The 22,175-nt window shown below is 53.0% G+C and carries 21 protein-coding genes and 1 pseudogene; 12 read left to right on the top strand and 10 right to left on the bottom strand.

The window, feature by feature from the left end; translation table 11 throughout:
* Positions 1-15: 15 nt before the first annotated feature.
* The 7 genes from UC14_RS04740 to mtr all read left to right on the top strand — a co-directional run bounded on the left by UC14_RS04740 (position 16) and on the right by mtr (position 8,822).
* On the top strand, positions 16-693 hold the full coding sequence (locus tag UC14_RS04740; RefSeq protein WP_013578279.1) for an SDR family oxidoreductase: 678 nt from the start codon (positions 16-18) through the stop codon (positions 691-693).
* Positions 694-781: 88 nt separating this feature from the next.
* A complete protein-coding gene (locus UC14_RS04745; protein ID WP_223509562.1) occupies positions 782-1,384 on the top strand; it encodes a TetR/AcrR family transcriptional regulator in 603 nt (200 codons plus the stop codon).
* A gap of 60 nt (positions 1,385-1,444) precedes the next feature.
* Complete coding sequence (locus UC14_RS04750; RefSeq protein ID WP_013578277.1) at positions 1,445-2,368, top strand: alpha/beta fold hydrolase; 924 nt, start codon at positions 1,445-1,447, stop codon at positions 2,366-2,368.
* A 138-nt stretch (positions 2,369-2,506) separates the two neighbouring features.
* Positions 2,507-3,745, top strand: a complete 1,239-nt coding sequence (locus UC14_RS04755) for an MFS transporter (RefSeq protein ID WP_013578276.1) — start codon at positions 2,507-2,509, stop codon at positions 3,743-3,745.
* A 351-nt stretch (positions 3,746-4,096) separates the two neighbouring features.
* The gene (locus UC14_RS04760) at positions 4,097-5,830 is read left to right on the top strand and encodes an ABC-F family ATP-binding cassette domain-containing protein (protein ID WP_112197325.1); all 1,734 of its coding nucleotides are present in this window, start codon (positions 4,097-4,099) and stop codon (positions 5,828-5,830) included.
* A 70-nt stretch (positions 5,831-5,900) separates the two neighbouring features.
* Positions 5,901-6,635: a pirin family protein gene (locus tag UC14_RS04765; RefSeq protein ID WP_014416696.1), complete on the top strand. Its 735-nt coding sequence runs from the start codon at positions 5,901-5,903 to the stop codon at positions 6,633-6,635.
* A gap of 942 nt (positions 6,636-7,577) precedes the next feature.
* Positions 7,578-8,822, top strand: a complete 1,245-nt coding sequence (gene mtr, locus UC14_RS04775; RefSeq protein WP_013578205.1) for a tryptophan permease — start codon at positions 7,578-7,580, stop codon at positions 8,820-8,822.
* A 166-nt stretch (positions 8,823-8,988) separates the two neighbouring features.
* Here the strand turns inward: mtr and UC14_RS04780 are convergent, their stop codons facing one another.
* The 5 genes from UC14_RS04780 to UC14_RS04800 all read right to left on the bottom strand — a co-directional run bounded on the left by UC14_RS04780 (position 8,989) and on the right by UC14_RS04800 (position 12,667).
* Entirely contained in the window at positions 8,989-9,168 is a 180-nt protein-coding gene (locus UC14_RS04780; protein ID WP_013578204.1) for a hypothetical protein, read from the bottom strand.
* Between the two features lie 139 nt (positions 9,169-9,307).
* Positions 9,308-10,162, bottom strand: a complete 855-nt coding sequence (locus tag UC14_RS04785; RefSeq protein ID WP_112197326.1) for a metal ABC transporter permease — start codon at positions 10,160-10,162, stop codon at positions 9,308-9,310.
* Complete coding sequence (locus UC14_RS04790; RefSeq protein WP_013578202.1) at positions 10,159-11,013, bottom strand: metal ABC transporter permease; 855 nt, start codon at positions 11,011-11,013, stop codon at positions 10,159-10,161. The genes UC14_RS04785 and UC14_RS04790 overlap by 4 nt, the downstream gene beginning before the upstream one ends.
* Complete coding sequence (locus tag UC14_RS04795) at positions 11,010-11,789, bottom strand: ATP-binding cassette domain-containing protein (protein WP_037032910.1); 780 nt, start codon at positions 11,787-11,789, stop codon at positions 11,010-11,012. Before UC14_RS04795 ends, UC14_RS04790 begins: the two co-directional genes overlap by 4 nt.
* Positions 11,786-12,667, bottom strand: a complete 882-nt coding sequence (locus tag UC14_RS04800; RefSeq protein ID WP_370447456.1) for a metal ABC transporter substrate-binding protein — start codon at positions 12,665-12,667, stop codon at positions 11,786-11,788. The genes UC14_RS04795 and UC14_RS04800 overlap by 4 nt, the downstream gene beginning before the upstream one ends.
* A gap of 263 nt (positions 12,668-12,930) precedes the next feature.
* Between UC14_RS04800 and mntR the strand changes: the two genes are divergently transcribed.
* The 3 genes from mntR to UC14_RS04815 all read left to right on the top strand — a co-directional run bounded on the left by mntR (position 12,931) and on the right by UC14_RS04815 (position 14,520).
* Positions 12,931-13,359 carry a manganese-binding transcriptional regulator MntR gene (gene mntR / locus UC14_RS04805; RefSeq protein WP_037040926.1) on the top strand — a complete coding sequence of 143 codons (429 nt, stop codon included), beginning with the start codon at positions 12,931-12,933 and terminating at the stop codon, positions 13,357-13,359.
* A 259-nt stretch (positions 13,360-13,618) separates the two neighbouring features.
* Positions 13,619-13,966, top strand: coding sequence for a hypothetical protein (locus UC14_RS04810; RefSeq protein WP_013578198.1), 348 nt, complete (start codon positions 13,619-13,621; stop codon positions 13,964-13,966).
* Positions 13,967-13,980: 14 nt separating this feature from the next.
* The gene (locus UC14_RS04815; RefSeq protein ID WP_013578197.1) at positions 13,981-14,520 is read left to right on the top strand and encodes a glycine zipper family protein; all 540 of its coding nucleotides are present in this window, start codon (positions 13,981-13,983) and stop codon (positions 14,518-14,520) included.
* Positions 14,521-14,598: 78 nt separating this feature from the next.
* Here the strand turns inward: UC14_RS04815 and UC14_RS04820 are convergent, their stop codons facing one another.
* From UC14_RS04820 to UC14_RS04830, 3 genes are all read right to left on the bottom strand, one after another.
* Positions 14,599-15,411 (bottom strand): Cof-type HAD-IIB family hydrolase, encoded by an 813-nt coding sequence (locus tag UC14_RS04820; protein WP_013578196.1) that lies wholly within the window; start codon positions 15,409-15,411, stop codon positions 14,599-14,601.
* 116 nt (positions 15,412-15,527) lie between these two features.
* Positions 15,528-16,700 carry an MFS transporter gene (locus UC14_RS04825; protein WP_112151393.1) on the bottom strand — a complete coding sequence of 391 codons (1,173 nt, stop codon included), beginning with the start codon at positions 16,698-16,700 and terminating at the stop codon, positions 15,528-15,530.
* 87 nt (positions 16,701-16,787) lie between these two features.
* On the bottom strand, positions 16,788-17,786 hold the full coding sequence (locus tag UC14_RS04830; protein ID WP_112197327.1) for an ROK family protein: 999 nt from the start codon (positions 17,784-17,786) through the stop codon (positions 16,788-16,790).
* Positions 17,787-17,924: 138 nt separating this feature from the next.
* On the opposite strand from UC14_RS04830, the gene UC14_RS04835 reads away from it, so the two are divergent.
* Positions 17,925-18,320, top strand: coding sequence for a VOC family protein (locus UC14_RS04835; RefSeq protein WP_112197328.1), 396 nt, complete (start codon positions 17,925-17,927; stop codon positions 18,318-18,320).
* A 13-nt stretch (positions 18,321-18,333) separates the two neighbouring features.
* Here the strand turns inward: UC14_RS04835 and UC14_RS04840 are convergent, their stop codons facing one another.
* Complete coding sequence (locus tag UC14_RS04840) at positions 18,334-19,221, bottom strand: serine hydrolase (RefSeq protein ID WP_112197329.1); 888 nt, start codon at positions 19,219-19,221, stop codon at positions 18,334-18,336.
* A 154-nt stretch (positions 19,222-19,375) separates the two neighbouring features.
* Between UC14_RS04840 and UC14_RS04845 the strand changes: the two genes are divergently transcribed.
* Complete coding sequence (locus UC14_RS04845; RefSeq protein WP_112197330.1) at positions 19,376-20,083, top strand: hypothetical protein; 708 nt, start codon at positions 19,376-19,378, stop codon at positions 20,081-20,083.
* A gap of 52 nt (positions 20,084-20,135) precedes the next feature.
* Here the strand turns inward: UC14_RS04845 and kup are convergent.
* Positions 20,136-22,011, bottom strand: a pseudogene (gene kup, locus UC14_RS04850) (low affinity potassium transporter Kup).
* Between the last annotated feature and the right edge of the window lie 164 nt (positions 22,012-22,175).

A 22,175-nucleotide genomic window follows, 5' to 3' on the forward strand; every position in this document is an offset into this window, starting at 1 on the left:
TATAAAAGGATGAATATGACTGACTCTAAGAAAGCATTGATCATCGGCGCATCACGCGGTATCGGTTTGGGTGTGGTGGATGTACTCGCAAAACGCGGCTGGCAGGTCACCGCCACAACACGTGATGCCGTTCCGGCCAAAACACCGGCGGCTGTTGAATGGGTAAAACTGGACATCAATAAATCCGAAGCGCGGGAAGCGGTGAAAGACGCGCTGTCCGAAAGCCATTTTGATCTGATTTTTGTGAATGCAGGCGTATTTGGTCCGGATCATCAGGATATTGATCAGGCCAGCGACGAAGAAATTATTCAGCTATTTTTGACTAACGCCATTTCCCCTGTGCGTTGCGCCAGTGAATTACTGCCTTTCCTGAACCACCGTACCGGTGTGCTGGCGCTGATGACCTCTGAGCTGTCGAGTCTCAATGAGAATGACGTGGCAACTTATCCGCTTTATTCCGCCAGTAAAGCTGCGCTGAATATGCTGACCCGCGGGTTGCAGGCACAGATTGAAAAACAAGAACTGACGCTGCTTTCCGTGCATCCGGGCTGGGTACAGACCGATATGGGCGGTGAAAATGCCACGCTGACCGTGGCCGAAAGCGCCACCGGCATTGTTGATCAGTTCGAAGCCTGGCGCGGCAAAGGTGGCCATCACTTTGTTGAATATTCAGGCCGTGAACTGCGCTGGTAAATATGAAGTGAGCTGACAAAGGGCTTGATCAGTTTTTGTGTTAATGCCACCATTAGGAAATAAACGTTTCCTAATGGTGGCATTTTTTATGGCATTCCCTTCACCGAAGGATCGCGGTCGTCCGCGTGAATTCGATACTGAACTTGCACTGGATAACGCCATGACGGTATTTCGCGAAAAAGGCTTTCATGCGGCGTCCATCAGCGATCTGAGTCAGGCCATGAACCTTACTGCAGGCAGTATTTACAAAGCCTTCAGCGATAAAAGGACCCTGTTTCTCAACGTATTTGAACGTTACACCTCACGGCGAAATACCCAGTTACGCCAGCAAATTGAACGCATCTCCACCGGCCGCGAACGCATTGCCGAAGTGCTGCGCTTTTATCTGCGTTCTTCTCATGAAATTGAAGGCCGCCGCGGGTGTCTGGTCGTCGGCAGCACCGTCGAATTACTCACGCTGGATGAGGAACTCGCCGCACTGGTGCGTCAGGCTATTATGCGCAATAAATTGTTCCTGACCTCCCTCATTGAACAGGGCCAGCAAGACGGTTCTGTCACCCCGGATATCGATGCGCAGGCCGCGTCATCCCTGATGTTATGGATTGTTTTGGGCATGCGTGTCGCCGGTAAAGTCGAAAACAATCACGCCAGCGAAACCACGCTGGAACTGGCGCTTAAAATTCTCGATTAAAAATTTTTTCTCATTTAGGAAATGATTATTTCCTAAATATGACTATAACGGAGATTGGCTATGAACGAGATGACCCCTTCTGTTGTTGTTACTGCCGAACCCTTTGCAGTGGCTGACCCCACCCTTTGCGGTTTTACCCATCGCTACGCCACGGTCGAAGGCGTGAGGATGCATTACGTCAGCGGCGGTAATCCGCAAGGCAAAGTCTTGCTGTTGCTGGCGGGTTTTCCGCAAACCTGGTACGCATGGCGTAATGTGATGAACGCGCTGGCACAGGATTTCTGGCTGGTGGCACCAGACCTGCCCGGTCAGGGTGATTCGGACCGCCCGCAGACCGGTTACGACACACAAAGTCTGGCGCAGAAAATCCACGGGTTAATGCAGCTTCTCGGGCATAAGCGTTACTCGCTGGCAGCGCATGACGTCGGCGCGTGGGTCGCTTATCCCTGCGCGGCGATGTATGGCGAGGAAGTACAACACCTGGCGCTGCTGGATGCGGGGATCCCCGGAATCACCTTGCCGGACGTGCTGCCGGTCACACCGGACAAATCGTGGAAAACCTGGCATTTTGCCTTCCACACATTGCCTGATTTGCCTGAAGCGCTGATCGCCGGTAACGAACGTGTCTATCTCGACTGGTTTTTGCGCCGGAAAACCGCTGCGCCGGATGCCTTCACAGATGACGATATCAGCGAGTATCTGCGGGTGTTCCTCAAAAGCGGCGGCCTGCGCGCCGGGCTGGCGTATTATCGTTCGGTTACTGAATCTGCGGAACAGAACCGCACACTTAATCGTGCCGGAAAATTAAAAATGCCGGTACTGGCGGTCAGCGCCGATCAGGGTTCGATCCCGGACATGGCCGTTCCCCTGCGCGCTTTCGCTGAAAATGTCACCGGCATCATCATCCCTCACAGCGGCCATTTCATTCCGGAGGAACAACCGGAAGTCTTAGCCCGTCACCTGCATAGTTTCTTCACAATGTGAGATGAAGATTTGCTGAACTTTTTATGATAAACATAGAACTCGGATTGTTTGTTAATAATTTGTATTCACAATAATTGCCGGGCTAACGAGTTTTCAAAAACCACAGACACGGCATCTTTCATTTTTCAGGGATTTGTCATGTCTGCTGCTTCCGGTAATTCAGACTCACTGTTACGGCACCGCTCGTTTGTCGCTTTCTGGATCGCCCGTGCAGCGTCCAGCTTTGGTTTCCAGATGCTTTCCATCGTGGTGAGCTGGCAGATTTATTCGATCACCGGCCGGGCGTTTGATCTCGGGCTGATCGGGTTGGTGCAGTTTTTACCTTCCGTCGCGCTTGCGCTGGTGGCAGGCCACGTTGCCGATCAGTTTGACCGCCGCCGCGTGGTGCTGCTCGGGCAAATCGCCGAATGGGTGGCGATTGGCTCGCTGGCTTATCTGACGCTGACACATCACGTCAATGAAGTGGTCGTGCTCGGACTGATTTTCGTGATTTCGACTGCCAAAGCGATGGAAGCCCCTTCATTACAGTCGATGTTGCCCGCGCTGGTGCCACCGAATTTGCTGGCCCGCGCAATGGCCGCCACCAGCGTTTCCGGACAGGCCGCGTCGATGGTTGGCCCGGCGCTGGGTGGCTTTCTGTATGTCGCGGGCGCGGGTGTGGCATACGCCGTGTGCGCCTGTCTGTATCTGTTATCTATCGTAATGGTCAGCCGTTTACGCTATGAACAGGCACAGCCGCATCGTGTACCGGCAACCTTCAAAACGCTGTTCGCAGGCATTGGTTTTATCCGCGCCCGCCCGGACGTGCTGGGCGTGATTTCGCTCGACTTGTTCGCGGTTTTACTCGGTGGCGCAACCGCCCTGTTACCCATTTTCGCTCACGACATTCTGCATACCGGTCCGTGGGGATTAGGCTTGCTACGTGGCGCACCGGCGGTCGGCGGTCTGATCGTCGGGTTCTGGCTGAGCCACCGCGCACTCAACCGTAATGTCGGAAAAATCATGTTCGCCGCCGTCGCCGGTTTCGGTGCCGCCACACTGGTTTTCGCGTTTTCCACTTCGCTCTGGTTATCGATGCTGGCGCTGTTTGCTCTCGGCGGTTTCGATATGATCAGCATGGTGATCCGCGGTGCGCTGGTACAGCTTGATACACCGGATGACATGCGCGGTCGTGTCAGCGCCGTGAACTCCATCTTCATAAACACCTCGAATCAGCTCGGTGAATTTGAATCCGGTCTGCTGGCCGCCTGGGTTGGCGCAGTTCCCGCCGCAGCCATCGGCGGTGTCGGCACGCTGATCGTGGTCGGATTGTGGATGACCTGGTTCCCCGGCCTGCGAAAAAGGCAGAAGCTGGAAAATGAAGTCGTTGAAGCTTAATCGCATCACGACACGCAAATCAGCGCCGTCCCTCTCATGAGTGGACGGCTGGGATGGCGTTATGCGTTTTAACGAGTTGCTCTGACTGGAATAATTCAATAATCCCCAATATAATCAGCTCATTCATTCACCAACGTTATATAAGGAGGATTGCCATGCTGACCCGTGAAGTTTTTTTAATTTCACTCGTCCTTAGCGATCGTCACTGCTCAGGCATTTCCGGCACCGTGCCGCGATAACCTGCTTGAGCGAAGCTAACTGACAACCTGAGAACTTCCCTCCGGCTTACCGGTTATCGTCGGCTTTTCTGACGACAGGCATCTTTGTGCCTGAAAACCTGAGTAAGCATTCATGACGACTTTATTATCCGCACAATCTTTATCTTTCGATAACGCCTTCGGCCCGTTACTGGCTGAGATTTCCTTCGGCCTGAAAAAAGGCGACCGCATTGGTCTCATCGGCCATAACGGCTGCGGCAAAAGCACCTTGCTGAAAATCCTCAGCGGTGAACTGGCGGCCTCCTCCGGCACCGTGACACTGGCGAATCAATGCCTGATGGCGCGCGTTGAACAGCATCTTCCCGCAGAACTCAATGATTGTACCCTGCTGGAATCGGTGCTCGGTCATCTGCCCGGCAGCCTTCATCAGCCCGAACCCTGGCAGGCGCAGGTGCTGCTTTCGGACCTGGGTTTTGATGAAAATGCCTGGGAACTGACGGCGGGTACGCTCAGTGGCGGCCAGCATACCCGTCTGCTGCTGGCGCGGGCGCTGATCCACCAGCCGGATTTACTGCTGCTCGATGAGCCAAGTAACCATCTGGATCTGCCGACATTACTGTGGCTGGAGCAGTTTCTGAAAAACTGGGCGGGCAGCTTTGTGCTGGTTTCCCATGACCGCAGTCTGCTGGACAGCGTAACCAACTCAACCTGGATCCTGCGCGATAAAACGCTGCAATTTATCCGCCGGCCTTGTACCCAGGCACGTCAGGCGCTGGAAGAAAAAGACATTGCCGACGCACTGCGTCGTAAAGCGGAGCAAAAGGAAATTGACCGCGTGACACTGAGCGCCAAACGGCTGGCCGTCTGGGGCAGCGTTTACGACAATGAGGGACTGGCGCGCAAGGCCAAGCAAATGGAAAAACACGTGGTGCGCATGAAGGAAGAGCAAACTGACGTCACCGCAGGCAATCAGTGGAAACTTCGCCTGAACGGCGAAGCGCTGGCGGCGGATCGCGTGCTGGCGCTGGCTGATTTACAGGTGCGACCGGCGCCTGATGCCCCGGTGCTGTTCACCCTTGATGAAATGCGGGTGAAGAGCGGCGATCGTATCGCGCTGGTCGGGCGTAACGGTTGCGGTAAATCATCCCTTCTGCACAGTTTGTGGCAGGCGTTTATCTGCCCGGAAACGACGGTCAAAGGCGTGATTTTCCACCCGCGCGTGCGAATGGGTTATTACGATCAGAACCAACATCAATTGCAGGATAACGATTCGCTTTCTGATGCCCTGGCGCATTTCGCGCCGCTGACCGAAGAACAGCGAAAAATGGCGCTGATTGGCGCGGGATTTCCGTATATCCGTCATCAGCAAAAAGTGAGCACGCTCAGCGGTGGCGAACGTTCACGGCTGCTGTTTATCGGCCTGACGCTGGCGAACTATTCCCTTTTGTTACTTGATGAGCCGACCAACCATCTGGATCTGGAAGGTAAAGAGGAGCTGGCGGAAACGCTGAAAACCTTCAGCGGCGCAGTGCTGATGGTTTCCCATGACAGGACGCTGATCGAGCAAAGCTGCAACCGTTTCTGGCTGATAGACCAGCAGCGTCTGGAAGAATGGCATTCCCCCGCGCCGGTGTATGCGATTCTGGCAGGCGCGGTTCCTCCTGCCGACGCGCCGGTGTCGGACGTGAGGCTGGAAAGCGTGGTGATTCAGGAAACTGAAGAGGAACGCTTGCTGGCGACACTGATGGCGCTGGAAAACAAGCTGGAAGACGACCTGGCGCGCAAACCAAAGCATCAGAAACCGGAACTGCAACGCCAGTGGCAACAAAAGATTGATGAACTGAATGCGTTGCTGGATCTGCTTTAAAGACATATGTTAAGAAACTGTATATTGATTTTTACTTACACAACGCATTGCTGTTCCTGCCGGAGAAATTATGTTTAACGTTTTACGTGCTGAGCCTAAAACCACCTTCGAATACGGCCCGTTCCGTATCCGCCGCATGCGCCCCGGGAAAATTCTGCCCGAAAATAGCGATGATGCATTCGGACCGCTCAGTGTTATCGATCATGCCAACCTGGAACTGGGTACGCTGGTGAAAATGCATGAGCATAACAACGATGAAATCTTCAGCTATATGTGGCGCGGTTCGATGGTGCACGAAGATTCTGCCGGTCATCGGATATCGCTTTCACCGAAAAAGCTGATGATGATGAATGCCGGAGAAAGCTTCTGGCATGAGGAATCCACACCGCTGGTGCCCGCCGAAATGTTGCAGATTTTCATTCGTCCGCGCAAAGCAAACCTCGAGAGTCGTGTGCAGTTCATGGAACGTCCGGACGGCGTAAAGCAAAACGAATGGACGCTGCTGGCCGCACCGGAAGGGATTGAATCCCCATTGGAAATTCGTCAGGCAGTATATGTTTATGACATCCGCATGGATGAAAATACCACCACGGAAATTCCGGCACATCCGGGATTTGCACAGTGGTTGTATGTCATGGATGGCGAAATCAGCATTGCGGACGTCAGCCTGTCAAAAGGTGATGCGATCAGTGATGAGGAAAGTGCATTGCCTGCCGCCTCGGCAAAAAAAGAAACCACCCTGGTGTGTTTCCTCGTTTGTCTGGGTGCAGAAGCCATTCTGGAAGGGGCGATTAGCGGAAAGTAATTAAAATCTGGCAGTTAAAATATAAAAGCCCCAGTTGTTAAACCGGGCTTTTAAGGTACTACCAAATTAATATTTAACATTCATCAACTTAATTACATATTACAACTTCTAAAGATGCACATATTTTCACAGGATATATTTTGAAGCCAGGTAACGCTATCCTCCTATAATTTTGTGGAATAACATCGGCATCCTGTTAATTTCACTTATACCGGTTTTCAGTCGGGATAAATGAGTACATCACCCTCGCGATATATACTCTTTGATGCGTGACCTTACTCTCGTCGCGATATTCTCGATTTCAGACTTAACGTACCCAAATCGCGAACATTACTCTGACTAACAAGGCGTTACATCATCGCGTTTTCTTCCACATCATGCGATTTTACAGCTTTACTGCATGGCCTTAAAGCATCATCTCACGGATTTTAAATGACAATCCGGTGTTGAATCACCCAAACTAAAATACTTCGTGGCCTTTATCGCATCTCATTACTTGCAAGTTTATCAACCTGCTAAATGCACCGCGAAATAAAATTTTCATCCCATTTCTCTCTGGTGCTGAGTTCTAATCTACTCGTTATAAATCGTGTGTCAACCCTGTATTTACGAACAGGTTTTTTAATCTATGCCATATTAGAAAACATAATGAAATCTGTGACCTATACCAAAGATATTGATAAGGCAAGTAACCAAAAAGTCGAATAAAAATAATCCTGCGTGCACATCTCCTGCCTCCCCGCCCCGCTGAACGTGATAACAACTACTTTTGTACCAGCAAGCTAGTTCAACAGTGTACATCAGTGCTTAAATCCACTATATTGCTGCGCTCATGGCCCTGACCGCAGCATAAACGCGCGATTTCCGGACAATTTTCATATCAAATCTTTTACAGCAATTCACTTAACGAATCGTGATAAAAGCCACGCGAGGATCCGCACTATGGCGACGCTTTCCGTGACCGCTCCGCAGCATTCTGTATTGGGTGGCGCAATGATTATCGGTGGAACTATCATCGGCGCAGGGATGTTTTCTTTGCCAGTGGTGATGTCCGGAGCCTGGTTTTTCTGGTCAGTTGCCGCATTGATTTTTACCTGGTTTTGTATGCTGCACTCAGGCCTGATGATCCTCGAAGCGAATCTTAACTATCCTGTAGGGTCGAGTTTTAATACCGTCACCGGCGATTTGCTGGGGAAAAACTGGAACCGGCTGAATGGCATGACCATCGCGTTCGTGCTGTATATCCTGACTTATGCTTATATTTCTGCCAGCGGTTCGGTTATTCAACATACGCTGCGCGAAATGGCAGTGAGCTTTTCTCCCCGCCTCGGCGGCCTGCTGACCGCACTGGCAGTTGCGTTTATTGTCTGGCTCAGCACCCGCGCCGTGAGTCGCATGACCGCAATTGTGCTGGGTGCCAAAATCATCGCCTTCTTCCTGACATTTGGCAGCTTACTGTGGCACATCAAACCGGTAAACTTGCTTAACAGCGTGGAGTTGAACCCGAGTTACACACCGTATGTGCTGGCGACGCTGCCGTTTTGTCTCGCCTCGTTTGGCTATCACGGTAACGTACCGAGCCTGATGAAATATTACGGCAAGAACCCGCAGATCATCAAAAGATGCCTGTTGCTGGGTACCCTTATGGCGCTCGGGCTGTATGTCATCTGGATGCTGGGCACGATGGGTAACATTCCACGCACGGCGTTTATTGGCATCGCCGAACGTGGTGGCAATATTGATGTGCTGGTGCAATCGCTGAGTCAGATCCTCAACAGTGCGGGGCTGGATTTGCTGCTGACCATTTTCTCCAACTTCGCCGTGGCCTGTTCATTCCTGGGCGTGACGCTCGGATTATTCGACTATCTGGCTGACCTTTTCAAATTCGACGACAGCCGTACCGGTCGATTTAAAACCGCACTGATCACCTTTGTGCCGCCGATCATTGGCGGTGTGATCTACCCGGATGGTTTTATTTACGCGATTGGTTTTGCCGGTCTCGCCGCCACGGTCTGGGCGGTGATTGTTCCGGCACTGATGGCACGGGCATCACGCCAGCGCTTCGGCAGCCCGCTCTACCGTGTATGGGGCGGCAATAAAATGATTGTGCTGGTGCTGTTGTTTGGCGTACTGAATGCGGTAGTGCACATTCTGTCGAGCATAAATTTACTGCCGGTATATCGTTAAATGATTTCCACCCGTTTTGTCCGTCGGACAGGGCTGGTGCATCAAAAGACATAGGGTATAGCAAAGACAGAGGTGAGGCAGGAAGGATTTCTGAAGGCAATCACATCACGCAGCCTGCTCTTTGCTTAATACAAACAGGCCGCGATCATAGAGAAGGTCGTTAACGTTACGCTTTATTCACTGAAACAATTTCTTTGATGAAGGTGAAGTTCGAATCGCCGTGATCAGTTTTGATCGTCGGGTAAATTCTTTCGCCTTTCTTCACAAAGCCAGTGACTTCATGGGTTGAGCCGTTCTTGACAGTAAAGCTATCGCCAACACTGATGGAACTTGCAACTTCGCTCATAACAATCCTTAACTCTTACTTCATTGAACTTCAATAAACCCGTGTGTTGCTGATCGATGGTAGGCTTTTATGCGGCAGGTAGCCAGCGGCGTCATCAGAATCGCTCAAAAAGGGAATACGGCGTCCTGACGCGCCGGTACTAAGTATTCGGTGCGGCCTGACGCGGCTTAATCGATTTGCGCAGTAAATTCGCCGTCAGCGCCAGCAGGAAAATGGCCGCCTGCACCAGAACGATTGTCGGCCCGGTGGCAGCATCAATATAGAAGCTGATAAAAGTGCCTGAGATGGCCGCAAAAAGTGACGTTGTCACGGAAACCACCAGCATCTTCGTCAACGTCTTACACAGCAGAAACGCCGTAATGCCCGGCGTAATCAGCATCGCCACCACCAGCACCACACCGACAGCCTGTAACGCTGCGACAATGGTCAGTGCCAGCATACACAACAACGCATAGTGATAAAAACGTACCGGCAGCCCGATGACTTTCGCCTGTACAGGATCAAAACAAAACAGCATCAGGTCTTTAAATATGAGGATAATCGCCAGCGTCACGACAGCGGCGATAATCAGGGTTTGCAACATTTCACTGTCGGTCACACCCAGCACGTTACCAAACAAAATGTGGCTGAGATGCTGCTCGGTATTCACCCGCGAGAACAGCACCAGACCACCGGCAAACATACCGGAGAAGACGATCCCCATTACCGAATCTTCTTTCACCCGGCAATGTTCTTTGATGAAACCCGTCGCGACCGCGCAAAACAGGCCGGAACCGAACGCGCCAATCACCAGCGGAATTCCTGCCAGATAGGCCAGCACTACGCCCGGAAGGACCGCATGAGAAATGGCGTCCCCCATCAGCGACCAGCCTTTAAGTACCAGAAAACAGGAAAACATTGCGCAGACGATACTGGTGGCCGCAGCGGTCAGCAGAGCACGTTGCATAAAATCGAAGCTCAGCGGCTCCATCAGCACATCAAACCAGGACATCATGCGCGGCTCCGGTTTTTAATGCGGAAATGATTCACCAGCCAGCCATGTTTCGGCGCGAACAAGAACGCCAGCAGGAAGACGGTGGTTTGCAGACAAACAATCACCCCGCCGGTTGCACCATCGAGGAAATAACTCAGCCATGCCCCCGCTGCACTGGTCACTGCACCGATGATCACAGAAATAATGAGCAGATGTGAAAAACGGTCTGACAGCAGATAGGCCGTTGCGCCGGGTGTGATGACCATTGCGATCACTAAAATTGCGCCGACAGTTTGTAACGCCGCTACGCTGCACGCGCTGAAAATAGTGAAGAAAATCACTTTCAGCCACAGCGGCGAAAGGCCGACCGAAACCGCATGCGCTTCGTCGAAAAATACCGCCAGCAGGTCACGCCAGATAAGACACAGCACCAGCAGCGAAACGCCGACAATAATTTGTACCTGTAAAATATCGGCGTCATCAATCCCTAAAATATTGCCGAACAGAATCGACTGCACGTTAACGGATGTCGGGTTAAGCGACACCAGTAACAGGCCAAGGGCAAAGAACGTGGAGAACACAAAACCGATAATCGCGTCTTCCCGCAGTTTGGTGAAGTGACGCAACAGTGTCATGCAAAGTGCGGCCAGAATACCGGTCCCGAATGCGCCGATCGCGTAGGGAAAGCCCAGCGCGTAAGCGCCCGCGACACCGGGCACTACCGAATGCGACAACGCATCGCCCATCAGTGACCAGCCTTTGAGCATCAGATACGCCGATAAAAAGGCACACACTGCACCGACCCCCGCACTCACCCAGATGGCTTTCACCATATAGTTGTACTGAAACGGCTCCAGCAACAGTTCGGTCATACCGCCCGCCTCACCGGTTCTTGTGGCACCAGATAGCCGATATTACGCAGCGCACCGCCAAAGGTATTTTCAAGATTCTGATGGGTAAAGGTAGTTTCCAGCGGACCGGAAGCCATCACCGTGCGGTTAATCAGCACCACGCGATCACAAAAATCGGGCACGCTGGCGATGTTGTGCGTCGACACCAGAATCAGATGTCCTTCCTCGCGCAGTTGTCGCAGCAATTCGATAATGGCGTTTTCAGTTTTGATATCCACGCCGGTAAACGGCTCATCAAGCAACATCACCCGCCCTTGTTGTGCCAGCGCACGCGCCAGGAAAACGCGTTTTTTCTGACCGCCGGAAAGCTCTCCAATCTGGCGGTGGGCCAGCTCCGTCAGCCCAACACGCGCCAGCGCGGAAGCAACTTGTTTTTTATCTTCCTGTGAGGGAATGCGCAGAAACGACATTTTGCCATAGCGCCCCATCATCACCACATCCCGCACCAGCACCGGGAAATTCCAGTCCACCTCTTCCGACTGCGGCACATACGCGATCAGATTTTGTTTCAGTGCTTTGGCGACATTGAGGCCATCAAGTGTCACCCGCCCGTGCGTCGGACGGATAATCCCCATAATGGTTTTAAACAGCGTGGATTTACCGCTGCCGTTCACGCCCAGCAGTGCGCAAATCGAGCCGCCGTGCAGCGTGAACGAGGCATTCTCAATCGCGGTATGCCCGTTGTTGTAGGTCACCGAAATATCATCAACCTTGAGATGCAGCCTGGTGTCACTCATTGTCCGAACCCTTCTGCGATGGTACTCACCGTGACTTTCAGCAAATCAATGTAAGTCGGCACCGGCCCGTCAGCGGCAGACAGTGAATCGACATACAACACGCCGCCATATTTCGCGCCCGTCTCTTTACTGACCTGCTTCGCCGGTTTGTCCGAGATTGTGCTTTCGCTGAATACCACCGGGATATTTTGCTGACGCACCAGATCGATGATTTTTTTCACCTGCTGCGGCGTACCCTGTTCTTCCGCGTTGATCGGCCACAGGTAGGCTTCTTTCAATCCATAATCTTTCGCCAGATAACTGAACGCGCCTTCGCTGGTCACCAGCCAGCGCTGTCCTTCCGGGATTTTCGCCAGACGCTCACGCAACGGCGCATCGAGCAGGCTGATTTTTTCGGCATAATTTTTAGCATTGCGGTCATAAACGGCGGCGTTTTCAGGGTCATATTTCACCAGCGCGGCGCGGATATTTTCGACGTAAACCAGCGCATTTTTCGCGGACATCCAGGCATGAGGGTTTGGATTGCCGACATACGGTCCTTCCTGAATAGGCAGAGGCGCGATGCCGTCCGTCACTGTCGCAGAAGGCACATTCCTGATGTTGGCAAAAAAACGACCAAACCAGCGTTCAAGGTTAAAACCGTTCCACAAAATGAGATCCGCCGACTGGGTTTTCACGATGTCGCGCGGCGTCGGCTGGTAATCATGAATTTCTGCGCCGGGTTTGGTGATGGATTCTACCGTCGCCGCATCACCGGCAACGTTCTGCGCGATATCCTGGATCACTGTGAAAGTGGTGACGACTTTAAACTTCTTTTTGTCTTTTTCGGCCGCCTGCGCGTTTCCGGTGATCAGCGCCACGATCATCCCGACCAGCATCAGTCGCAAACGAAACGGCGAATAGCTGAATAATTTTAAAATGCTTTGTCCTTTTTCCATCAAATCTCTCCTGTCACTCTGCGCATTAACCGGCGGTTTATTATTCAGGTATAGCACAGGCTATACTCCATAGCCAAGGCAAAGTTTTCAGAAATTGGTAGATGTGTGTACTTGGTTTACAATGCGTGAGTTGCCGTGGTGTACGCGGCAACGGTAAAAACCGTTGAGCAAGAAAGAGGCAGGCGTAGTGAAAGAAAAAAAAAATAAATCCATTACTGGATGTGGAAGAACACGCTCAGGGTTTTTTACAGGTGCGCGAGGCACATCGCCGGGAATTAATGGACGATTACGTTGAGCTGATTTCAGACTTAATCCACGAATTTGGCGAAGCGCGTCAGGTCGATTTGGCCGCGCGGCTGGGGGTTTCTCAGCCTACCGTCGCAAAAACGCTCAAACGACTGGCCAATGCCGGGCTGGTTCATCAGTTACCCTATCGCGGAACCTTCCTTACGCCTGAAGGTGAGCGGCTGGCAGCGGAAAACCGCGAGCGTCATAACGTCGTAGAAGCGTTCTTTATTGCCCTTGGGATCAGCCCCGAAACCGCGCGCCTCGATGCAGAAGGTGTTGAGCATCACGTCAGCGATGAAACGCTTGAAGCGTTCAGACGCTTTACGGCAGAGAAAAAATCCTGATTTAACGCCGCATCTCATCCGCCGCCGGGTTGGTTTTTTAACAGAACCGGGCGGTTTTCCCCGATATTCCCACGCCCTCTCCGATGTTCGTAAAGTAATCTTTTCCCGTGAATTTTTTGCTCACAATTGCTGGCGTTACCTTGTCAGATTCACCCTGATCTCCCGCCAACCTTTTCCCACACTTGGGCGTATCGTTACGCTCAGGAATGGTGGCATTTAAGCCATTCCCTGTATCCGATCATTGCGCGTCGAGGTTGTTATGAAAAGGTTGTTGTTGATGCTGACCGCTGGCGTGCTGATGTCTGCCAGCTTTGCATCGTTTGCCTATGGCTATTACGGGCATGGTTATTATGGTCACGGCTACTATCACGGTGGATACGGTGGACCGCGCATTATCGTCGGCATCCCCTGGGGACCACCACCGCCTCCGGTGTATTACGGGCCGCCGCCGGTGGTCTACGTTACACCAGCACAACCGCAGACATATGTTGAGAAAACTCCTGACTATGCCTATTACTGCCAGAATCCTGCGGGCTACTATCCGCATGTGCAGCGCTGTCCGCGCGGCTGGATGAAGGTGGTTGTAGGTGATTCCGCACCGCGTTAACAGGCGATAATTTCATGAACAGGTTCACTCCGCTGGCGGTTATCGCCCTGACTGCAGCGCTTTCCGGCTGCGTTTCTCCTCCCACCCGGCCCGATGTGATGGTGTTACCCGGCACCGGTAAGGATTATCAGCAATTCCGTATGGATGAAATGGCCTGCCGGAATGACGCCTACAACAGTGTTAACGGCGGCGCACAAACAGCCAACAATAACGCAGTCAATACCGCCGCGGCAGGCACCGTTGTAGGTGCAGCGGCGGGTGCGCTGCTAGGCGCGGCGTCTCATCAGGCCGGAGCGGGCGCGCTGGTTGGCGCAGGCAGTGGTTTGTTGATTGGCAGCGCGATGGGCAGTAACGGCGCAGGTGCCAGCAGCGGTAATTTGCAGGATCAATACGATACCGTCTACACCCAGTGCATGTATGCCAAAGGCAATAAAGTGCCGGTCGATGCCAGCTATGGTTACAGTGCGCAACCTCAGGCACAGTCAGAGGTGCCACCGGACTACTATCCGGCCCCGCCGGGAAACAACGATGTTCCTCCGGATTACGTACCTTAAGTTTTTGCACAATTAAAAAGGCTGCCCGTTCTCTGGCAGCCTTTTGTTTCAGTTCACTTTTCTTCAGTCTTTCGTCGTTCAGGCAAACGGCGCACGGTCATTAAGCACATCATCGATAATGTTCAGCACACCCTCATCGCTGTTTGATGGTGCCGTGTATTTTGCGGCAGCTTTGGCCGCTGCCGAGGCGTTTTCCATCGCAAAACCAAATCCGCAATAGCTGAGCATTTCGAGATCATTTCCGCTATCACCGAAGGCCAGCACTTCCTCATCCCGGATACCGTAGATTTTCTGGATTTTTTGCAGGCCGCAGGCTTTGTGATTTCCGCTGATGATCAGATCCACCGAACCGTGCCCGCTGGTAACCGGCGCAACAATATTGCCCAGATGGCGGGTAATTTCGCCCATAAGCGGATAGACGTCATCCTCCCTATAGCTAAGCGCGAATTTGAAAATCGTGTCGTGAATTTCGGCATAATCGCTCACTTTGCTCAGGCGGTGATAGTAACGACGCATCCGGCTGATAAAGGCTTCATCGGTGCCGTTCAGTACATACGCGCCCTTTCTGCCGCAAACGATGGTGTTAATGCCCGGTGTCCGGCTGATCCAGTGCAGTACGTCAGCGACCTGTTCAGGTTCGAGTTTGCCGCAATAAACTTCTTCTTTTTTGTCGACGACATAACCCCCACCTTCCGCCACATAGGCAATCTGTTCATCGATGTCATCGAAGAAAGATTTAAGCTGGTAATACTGATTACCGCTGGCCACCACAAATTTGATATCGCGCGCCAGCAGTTGCTGATATTGCTCGCGAAAACGGATTTTATTGTATTCATGTTGCGGGTTCAGAAAGGTTCCATCCATGTCTACGGCAATAAGTTTTACGGCCATCACAGCTCCTTGCAGGGTCGGATTTTTATCATTAACGGTGAAAGAAGGCTGGCGGGGTTGAGGCGCCAGCGGGCAAATTTACTACTCAGTTATAAAACCTTGATCTTTGAAAACAATCAATACTTCAGTTTGTATGCGCCAAACGTGATGATAAGAAACGCGGCAGCTACCGCCGAAAATGCCACATATAAACTGGATAAATGGGCGATAAAGCCAATGACTGCCGGGCCACCGAGCACACCGAGATACCCAAGTGTGGCAACCATCGCCACAGACATATTCACCGGCATCACTTTCTCCTGGCCTGCGAGGGTAATCAGTACTGGTACGATATTGGCCGCACCGATACCGACCAGCGCAAACCCGCATAACGGCAGGATCCAGCCCGGTAACAGCACCACCATCAGGTAACCGGCGATCCCCAGCACACCGCCCACCACCAGAATTCTTTTGCGTCCCAGCGCGCTGACAATGGCATCGCCGGTCAGGCGCATCAGCGACATCGCGACAGCAAACACCGCAAAGCCCCAGCCTGCATGTTCCAGCGCCAGCCCGCGCTCACGAGTCAGAAATACGCCACCCCAGTCGAGCACCGCTCCTTCAGCCATAAAACAGATCATCGCCATCACGGCCATCAGCGCAAGGCGAAAATTCGGCCTCGCTTTAGGTTTGCCCTCAGCCCCGTCTTCCTCATGCGCGCCAAACGGTAACATGCCGCGGAAAGACCAGGCAGTCACGATGACAACCAGCGCCACGGCAAAAAACGTGCTGCCGAGCGGCGAAATACCGGCACTGAGCAGTAACGCGCCGCCACCGGCCCCGGCAATACCGCCGACGCTCCACAGGCAATGAAAGCCAGACATCAGCGGTTTATCCGCTGCCTGTTCAACCAGCGTTCCCTGCACATTGACCGCAACATCAGCCAGACCAATTCCCATGCCGAAAATAAACAGACTCAGCGCCAGCAACCCGATATCACTGAACACCGCCAGCAACGGCAACATCAGGCAATACAACACCACGGCGGCCACAATCACCGCCCGGCAACCGAACCGGCCAATAATCCGACCGGAACCCAGCATCGACAGCAGTGACCCCGCACCCAGGCACAGCAACAGTAATCCGAGATCACCCGCTTCGGAATGCGTACGCAACTGCGCGTAAGGCACCAGCGCCGCCCACAACCCCATCGCCATGCCGGTAACAAAAAATATAGCCCGCGTGGCGACACGTCGGGCAGGACTTCCGGCATGCGCGTTGACACTTTCCATTTCAGATGACAGTGACATCAGGTTCCCCCGGCAGAAAATTAATTATTAAAAGACTTTTAATAAGTGGCAAGTATAGAGGTGAGGACAAAAAAAAGTCAATACGGATTACTCGCCGAAAGCGACGTACAGATTGTAATTATGCAGGGTCAGTTCGGTGATACCTTGCAGATAATCCTTACGCATGGAGGGGCGGTAAGTCAGTTCAGGCATATGTTGCGCGGGAATATACTGCTGGCAGAGTGCCGTCAGTTGCGGGATCAGCGCTTCGCTGATTTTAGGGCCGGAGAGTGCAATGGTGACCGGGTTGATAATCGCCGTCAGCGAGACAATCACTTTTGCCATCTCTTCCGCCACCGGCAGCGTGTTCAGATGCTCAAACGGCAGGTTGGAAACTTCACCGGCAAACTGGCTTGCGCCCTGTAATACCTGTCCGTTAATCACCATCCCGCATCCGAGACAAGGGACATCCGGCTTAAATACATAGGCAACCGGCGCAGTGACGCCGGCACAACTGCTGCGGTAAAAACCCCAGGCGGTATAGTTCATGTCGTTATCGACTTGCACGTACAGGCCAAAACGGTCACGCAGTTGTTGTTCGATGGCAACACCGGCAAACACCGTGATATCGCAGGTCGCGACGGTGCCTTTCACCACCACACCCGGCAATCCAACGCCCAGCGCTTTAATATTCGGGTAATCTGCCAGCAGCGATTCAATCTGCTGATAAAACGTTGCCAGCATCAGCGGCAAAAAACGAACTTCGCCCTGAGCCAGGCTTTCACCCGTGGCTGAATTCACCGACCAGATAATCTGCGCCGCCGTGTCACTGCCCTGTGCATACAAACTCAGTACGGAGAAGAAGTCCGGGTTATATGCATAGCGCTGCGCCGGACGCCCACCACGAGAAACTTCCAGTTCCAGCGCCAGTACCTCATGGCGCAGACTCAGTTCATTAAGCACCGCACCACACGTCGCAATGCTCAGCCCGGTAGCAACCGCTAAATCTGCTTTTGTTGCCGACCCCAGTGATTTCAATGCATTAGTGACCAGCACAACATTGTTGATCTTCATTTCACGGGTGGTACGGTTGAGCGGAGTGAACATGTTGCCTCGGGGAATACGGGTAAGAATGAGGGCTAATTTAGCACAAAGTGGAATAATGCTCCGGTTGTCTGACGACAAAAGTCTGCACGCAATGCCATAACCGGCTATAAAAAGTGTTCAGTTTCAATGGAGGCACCCATGATTTCACACATCTGTATCGGCGTTAACGACTTTGAGCGCGCTTACAAATTTTATGCCACGGTGATGGCTGAACTGGGGCATATCCTGAAGTTTTGTGACGATGAAAAACCCTGGGCGGCGTGGATGGCACCTGATGCACCGCGCCCGTTATTTTTGATAGGTAAACCTCTTGATGGCGATACCGCCAGCGCCGGTAACGGCCAGATGGTGGCATTGCTGGCAAAAACACGTCACACGGTTGATCGGATCTATGAATACGCTATCGCCAATGGCGCAAGGGACGAAGGCCAGCCGGGATTACGTCCGCATTATCATGCGGATTATTACGGCGCGTATTTCTGCGACGCCGATGGCAATAAACTGTGTATTTGTTGTCATGAACCGCAGGTCTGAACCCCTTTCCGCATTATTCGACGTTTTGCACAAGTCTGCCGAGTTCAGTCTCGGCTTCCCCTTCGTGATATCCGTCAGTAAAGCAGGCTCCGGTCACGGGTTCGCTGAGATCCGGGAAGTGATAGACCGCATTCACGCACGACGGACCGCCGCCTGAGTGACCTGCCGAGCGTCCGGCTTTTCCCATTGCGCCGCTCATCAGCCCGAGCGCGTAACCGCATTCGGTCCACGGTCGCCCTTCAAGGGCACCGCCGAGCGGGTATGTCACCCGCATGTCAGCCAGCGATGCCGGGCTGAGGAGTTTGCCGGTGAATAAACCGTGCAACAGTCTGGCGGCGTCCCGCACATTGCCTGCCAGACAACCGTGAGACACCCAGCCCGGATCGTACTTTCCGGCGGCTTCACAGTGAAGTTGCGCGAACTCTTCGCGCGTGGTGGCAAGAGAAATGCTGGTGAGCCCGAGCGGTGTGGTGATGATGTCTGCCACCAGTTGCGCAAAACTCTGTCCAGACGCGGCTTCAATCTGCTCGCGTGCCAGCATGTAGCCGACATTGGAATAGGACCAGCCTTCACCGGGTGCAAACAACATGCCTTTGGCTAAGGCGGCATTGAGTAATTTTTGGCGCTCCCAGGGTTGCTCACCGGCAGCGACAGCGTCGTGATAGATTTTCAGCGAGCCGTAATCCGGCAATCCGGCGGTGTGGTTGAGCAGCTGCCGCAGTGTATAAGCCGCGCCGTCAATGCGGCTGTCGGGCTGCAAAACGCCACGTTCACTGAGCTTCAGCGCGCAAATCGCTATCGTGGTTTTGGTGAAACTCCAGTAAGGAAAACGAGCCTCGAAATCCCCTTGCCCCCTTTCTTCCCCTGAGGCTGAAATACAATAAGAATGGAATTGATGCATGACTAACCTCATCGCATGAAAGAAAACGGGCAAGGCCGAAGAATAGCTGATAACAGACTGCTCTGAGTTCCCGGAATGCGCATTCATCTCTCACCGGAGATCGGGTATATTGGTACGCAGATCACAAAAATCCCTTAAAGGAAGACGTCGCACTATGAGTTATCGTTTCACCCTGGCTGCCGTAGCAGCCGTTTTAGCCCTGACAGGATGTGCAAAATCGAAAACCGCCGACCAGGCACCGGCTTTCGATTTTGGCTCCACGCGGGTGACCGTAACGCACGTCCCGACCAAAACCGACGACGGCACCAAGCTGTATGTGACCATTGATGGTAAAGATGCCGGTGCGCTGGGGATTGGCGAGAGTATGGAGTTACAACTTCCGGAGGGCAAACATAAAGTCGGCGGCTATGCCCGTTCACTTGTTGGCCGCGTGACCATATCCCCTGTCGAAGTGGCCACTTCGCGCGATGCGATCAGTCATGTAACCTATTCGGTTGCGAACCTCAAACCGACATTCCTTGTTCGCGCATCAACGCCGGTTCCGAAACCGAAGTCAGAATCAATTCCGGCAGAACCCGTTCCGAGCATGCCAGCACAAATTGAAGATCCTGCCGCAGCTGAACAGACGCAAACTGTAGCGCCTGCCGCGCCGGTAACGACCCAGCAAACGCAGACTGTAACACCTGCCGCGCCGGTAACGACTCCGCAAACGCAAACTGCAACACCGGTAACCACGCAGGGGACGCAGACGCCGAACATCACCGAACTGACGCCCGTCACTCAGTCGCCAGCATCACAAGCGACGCAGGATTCAGCAGCGTCTGTTATCACAGATTTAACCTCCTCCGCTCCGCAAACTTAATCCGCCTTTACCGCTGGTGCCTGATGCACCGGCGGTTGACCTGTGGCCTTCCTCAGAATTTCACCACCGCACCCAGCTCAATCACCCGGTTTGGTGGAATATGATAATGTTCCGGCGCACGCAGAGAATTTCGCTGCAATACCTGAAATAGTTTTCCGCGTGCCTTCAGGTACCACGGGCGCGGCTCGCCGAGAATAAAGGTGTCGCGCGACATAAAAAAATGAGGTTTCATTCATGTTGCTTTGCAGCCCTTCCAGCCCGCAACGATAAAGGATATCCGTCACATTCGGCTTTTCCCGCCAGCCATAACGGGCGATAACCCGCCAGAATGCCGGTGAAAGCTGTTCGATAATCACCCGCTGTACGTTATGCACATACGGCACATCCTCGGTGACGATAGTCAGTAACACCACGCGCTCATGCAATATCTTGTTGTGCTTGAGGTTATGCAACAACACCAGCGGCACTTCATATTGCCCGCGCGACATCACCACGGCCGTTCCCGGCACCCGTTGTGGCGGCGCTTTTTCAAGCGAGGTAATCAGAGCCTCCAGCGCTTCCGGATCCTGACGCAAGCGGCGCAGCAACCGCGAACGTTCCGTTTTCCAGGTCAGCATGATCACCAGAATGGTCAGCCCGATTGCCACTGGCAACCAGCCGCCCGAGAAAATTTTGCTCAGGTTGGCGGCAAACAACGGTACATCAATCAGCAACATGGCCGTGATCACCAGGCCGCCAGCCCAGCTTTTCCATCCCCAGTTTTTAATCATCACAATGCCGATCAGTACAGACGTGATCACCATCGTACCGGTGACCACAATACCGTACGCCGAGGCCAGATTACTGGAATGTTTGAAGCTGACGATCGCAATCAGCACGGCAAAATACAGCAGCCAGTTGACGACCGGAATGTAGATTTGCCCCGACTCCACATCGGAGGTGTAAATAATGCGCATCGGCGGCAAATAGCCCATACGCACGGCCTGACGTGTCAGAGAGAACACGCCGGAAATTACCGCCTGCGAAGCAATGACCGTCGCCAGCGTGGCCAGCACCAGCAGCGGAACCAGCGCCCAGTCAGGTGCCAGCAGGAAAAACGGATTCTTAATGGCCGCAGGCTGGCTGAGTAACAACGCGCCCTGCCCGAAATAATTCATCACCAGCGAAGGCCCGACCAGCACAAACCAGGCGATGCGGATGGGTTTCTTACCAAAATGCCCCATATCTGCATATAGCGCTTCGCCACCGGTGACTGAAAGCACCACCATACCGAGTGCGAAAAACGACACGGTTTTGAATTCCACAAAGAAATGCACCGCCCAGTAAGGGTTGAGCGCCTGTAATACGTCAGGATTACGTACGATGCCGCCGATGCCCAGCGCGCCGATCGTGATAAACCATACCACCATCACCGGGGCGAAAATTTTCCCCACGCTACCGGTACCGTTCTTCTGAATAAAAAACAGCAGCGTCAGAACAGCAATAGAAAACGGAATGATAAAGCGGTCGAGCGATGGCCCGATAATTTCCAGCCCTTCAATCGCCGAAAGCACCGAGATGGCAGGCGTGATAACGCCGTCACCATAGAAGAAGCTGCCGCCGACCAGGCCGATAAACATAATGAACGGGATCCAGCGCGGATTCAGATTGCGGATAGCCAGCGCCATCAGAGTGAGAATGCCGCCCTCCCCGTCGTTATCAGCCCGCATGACGAAACTGATGTATTTAACGGAAACGACCAGCATGAGAAGCCAGAAAATCAATGACAGAAAGCCGAACAGCGCGCTTTGCGTCACGGCGATGCCCGCCTGTCCGGTCAGGCATTCACGCAGGGTATACAACGGGCTGGTACCGATGTCGCCATAGACAACACCGATACAGGCCACGGTCACAGTAAGCAGCGATGATTTATTTTTAGTTTGCTTCATGAGTGGCTTCACAATTTCCGGGGCGACGTTGGTCGTCCCACAGAAAGAGTATAGATACACTCATACGCCATCGGGTATAGATGAACGCTTTATTATTCAAGGCTAACTTTTGACATTAAGGGCATGATAGTCATGCGTAAAGCGAACCGGTTTAAGGGGGCTTA

The sequence above is a fragment of the Rahnella sp. NRRL B-41462 genome, assembly GCF_003263525.1.
GTDB lineage: Bacteria > Pseudomonadota > Gammaproteobacteria > Enterobacterales > Enterobacteriaceae > Rahnella > Rahnella aceris.